The following is a 3496-nucleotide window of genomic DNA, read 5'->3' as shown; positions in this document are numbered from 1 at the left end:
CCGGGCTTCGGCCGGGCCGGCCGGGGCTGGAGCCGCACCGGCCGGGTCCGGGCCGAACCGGGCTTCGGCGGCACCGACTTCGCCGACGTCACCGACTCCGCAGACTTCGCCGACATGGGTTTCGGACGTGCCGGCCCCGGTGGCGCGGGCCTCGGCGGGAGCACCGTCGGTGATCTGTTCGGTGACCTGTTCGGGGCCCGCGGCGTGACCGGGCCGATCCCCGGCGCCGATCAGGAAGCCGAGCTCGAGCTGACCGTCGAGGAGGCCTACCGGGGCGGGCGGCGTCAGATCACCCTCGCCGGCCCCGGCGGCAGCCCACGCAGCTACCAGGTCACCATCCCGCGGGGGGTGGTCGACGGCCAGCGCATCCGGCTGACCGGCCAAGGCAGCCGCGGCAGCAGGCACGGCCAGCCCGGCGACCTCTACCTACACGTGAAGATCGCGCCGCATCCACGTTACCGGCTGTCCGGACGAAACATCCACGTCCCGTTGCCGGTCACCCCCTGGGAGGCCGCCCTGGGCGCCCGGGTCCCGGTCACCACCCCCGGCGGTGAGATCAAGGTGCGCGTCCCGGCAGGATCGTCCAGCGGCCGGCGACTGCGCCTACGCGGCGCCGGCCTACCCAACCCCACCGGCCCACCCGGCGACCTGCACGCCGAGGTGTGCGTGGCGGTGCCGCCGGCCCTGACCGCCCGGGAACGCGCGCTGTTCGAGCAGCTGGCCGCCGTCTCGGCCTTCGACCCGAGAACGTGAACCCGCCCGACACCGCGCGCAGACGCGCCCAGAGGTACAGACACGTGCCCAGAGGTAGAGATGCGTTCAGAGGTTATGTCCCGTCATCGCGGGAAGGTACCGCCACGTGGACGCCAAGCCGAACACCATTTGCCCGACCTGCCACGGTCGGTGCCGCACGGTGTCCCATGTGGCGGGATTCCGGGCCGGCCGGGTTCGGACCGTGCTGGTGATCGACCCCTGCCGCTGCTGCCACGACCGCGGTTACCTGGTTGGTTTCACCGCCCCGGTGTGACCGGCGGCCAGGCCAGCGGCGGCCTGGGCGGCGAGTGCCTCGTCGAGGAGACGATCAGCCGCGGTGTGGGGGTCGAGTCCGCCGGCGACGACCTCGCCGGCGAACTGGTCGATCGCGGCTCCGGACCGCAGGTCCCCGATCCGCTCCCGCAGCCGGGCGAAGGCGATCCGCGAGATCTCGTCGACCGCGCGCCGACGCCGCCGGCGCTGCAACTGCCCCGTGCGCAGCAGCCAGTCCCGATGGGCCTCGATCGATTCGACGAGCTCGGCCACCCCCTGCCCGGTGGCGGCGACCGTCCGCACGACCTGCGGACGCCGGTCGTCCTCCCCGCGGCCGGCACCGCCCATCCGGAGCATGGCGGTGAGCTCGTTGACCGTCCGGTCCGCACCCGGCCGGTCGGCCTTGTTGACCACCAGCACGTCGGCGATCTCCAGAACGCCCGCCTTGGCAGCCTGGACGCCGTCCCCCATCCCCGGGGCGACCAGGACGAGCGTGGTGTCCGCCAGGGCGGCAATGTCCACCTCGGCCTGTCCCACTCCGACGGTCTCGATCAGGACGACGTCGAACCCGACGGCGTCGAGAACCCGCAGGGCCTGGGGCGTGGCGGTCGACAGGCCGCCGAGACTTCCGCGCGTCGCCAGCGAGCGGATGAAGACGCCCGGATCGGTGGCGTGCTCGACCATCCGGATCCGGTCGCCGAGCAGCGCGCCGCCGGTGAACGGGGACGAGGGATCGACGGCCAGCACGCCGACCCGCCGGCCCGCGGCCCGGTAGGCGCCCACCAGCGCGGAGGTGGAGGTGGACTTGCCGACCCCCGGCGCCCCGGTGAGGCCGATCACCTGCGCGCCCCCGGTGCGGGGCATCAGCAGCTGCTCGATCCGCTGCAGGTGCGGCGAGCCGTCCTCGACCATGGAGATGAGCCTCGCCACCGCGCGGCGGTTCCCCGCGACGGCGGCGGTGACGAGTTCGGTCACCGACTCGATTGACGAGCCCACCCGGGTACCATCCCCAACCGTCACGGCCACCTCACTGATCGAGCTCACTGATCGAGCTCGCTGTCAAGCTCACTGATCGAGCTTGTTGGCGGCCCGTACGACGTCGAGGATGCCCCGGATGATGGCGGTGAGCTCGTAGTCCTTGGGCGTGAACACCGCGGCCACCCCGAGTCGGGAGAGCTCGTCCGCGTCCGCCGCGGGGATGATGCCGCCCACGATGACGGGGATCTCACCCGCCCCGGCCGCCCGCAGCCCCGTCAGCACCTGGGGCACCAGGTCGAGATGGGAACCGGAGAGCACCGACAGCCCGACGACGTGCACGTCCTCCTCGACAGCCCCGGCCACGATCTGCGCCGGCGTCAGCCGGATCCCCTGGTAGACGACCTCGAAACCGGCGTCACGGGCCCGCAGCGCGATCTGCTCGGCGCCGTTGGAATGCCCGTCGAGGCCGGGCTTACCGACCAGCATCTTCACCGGACGGCCCAGCTCGGACCCCGTGCGCGCCACCCGGGCCCGCAGCTCGTCGAGGGCGGCCCCGCCACCACCGGCGACGGTGGCCTCGCCGACCCCCGTCGGTGCCCGGTACTCCCCGAACACCTCCCGCAGCGTGTCCCCCCATTCCCCCGTCGTGACCCCGGCCCGGGCGCAGGCCAGCGTGGCGGGAACCAGGTTCGCGTCCGTCCCGGCCGCCGCCCGCAGGCCGAGCAGCGCCTCCGTCACCGCCCGGTCGTCGCGGCCGGCCCGCCAAGCCGCCAGCTCCGCGCGGGTCGCCTCCTCCAGCGCCGGATCGACCGTCTGGATCGCGGCGGAAAGATCGGCGAGCAGCGGATTCGGCTCGGTCTCGGTGAACCGGTTCACCCCGACGACAACGTCCTCACCGCTCTCGATGCGAGCCCGCCGCGCCGCCTGGGACGTCACCAGCTGCGACTTCATATAGCCGCTCTCGACCGCGGCGACGGCGCCCCCCATCTCCTGAACCCGGTCGATCTCCGCCCTGGCCGCGGCCACAAGCTGATCGACCCGCTTCTCCACCACGACCGAACCGGCGAACAGATCGTCATACTCCAGCAGATCGGTCTCATGAGCGAGGATCTGCTGAATGCGCAGCGACCACTGCTGATCCCACGGCCGGGGCAGGCCCAGCGCCTCGTTCCAGGCTGGCAGCTGCAACGCCCGACACCGCGCGTCCTTCGACAGCGTCACCGCCAGCGCCTCCAGCACAATCCGGATGATGTTGTTCTCCGGCTGGGCCTCGGTCAGCCCCAGCGAGTTGACCTGCACCCCGTACCGGAACCGGCGCTGCGCCGGCTCCCGAACCCCGTACCGGGAGGTCAGCAGCTCATCCCACAACACCGTGAACGCCCGCATCTTGCACATCTCCTCCACGAAACGCTCTCCGGCGTTGACGAAGAAGGAGATCCGACCACACACCTCACCCATCCACTCCGCATCCGCCGGCTCCAGCTCCCCGCGG

General features: G+C 72.4%; 3 protein-coding genes. 1 reads left to right on the top strand and 2 read right to left on the bottom strand.

The window, feature by feature from the left end:
• Positions 1-753: DnaJ C-terminal domain-containing protein (locus ACY45C_RS15650; RefSeq protein WP_462188329.1), on the top strand; the 753-nt coding region annotated here is incomplete at its 5' end.
• A 243-nt stretch (positions 754-996) separates the two neighbouring features.
• Here ACY45C_RS15650 and meaB read toward each other — a convergent pair.
• Both meaB and ACY45C_RS15640 read right to left on the bottom strand, forming a co-directional pair.
• Positions 997-2022 (bottom strand): methylmalonyl Co-A mutase-associated GTPase MeaB, encoded by a 1026-nt coding sequence (meaB, locus tag ACY45C_RS15645; RefSeq protein WP_462188328.1) that lies wholly within the window; start codon positions 2020-2022, stop codon positions 997-999.
• A 69-nt stretch (positions 2023-2091) separates the two neighbouring features.
• Positions 2092-3496 (bottom strand): methylmalonyl-CoA mutase family protein (locus ACY45C_RS15640; protein ID WP_462188327.1); only part of this gene is annotated, 1405 nt, incomplete at its 5' end.

The sequence above is a fragment of the Frankia sp. CcWB2 genome, from assembly GCF_977927585.1.
The sequence above is the reverse complement of the archived record's forward strand: the minus strand, read 5'-3'. Positions and strand labels throughout refer to the sequence as shown.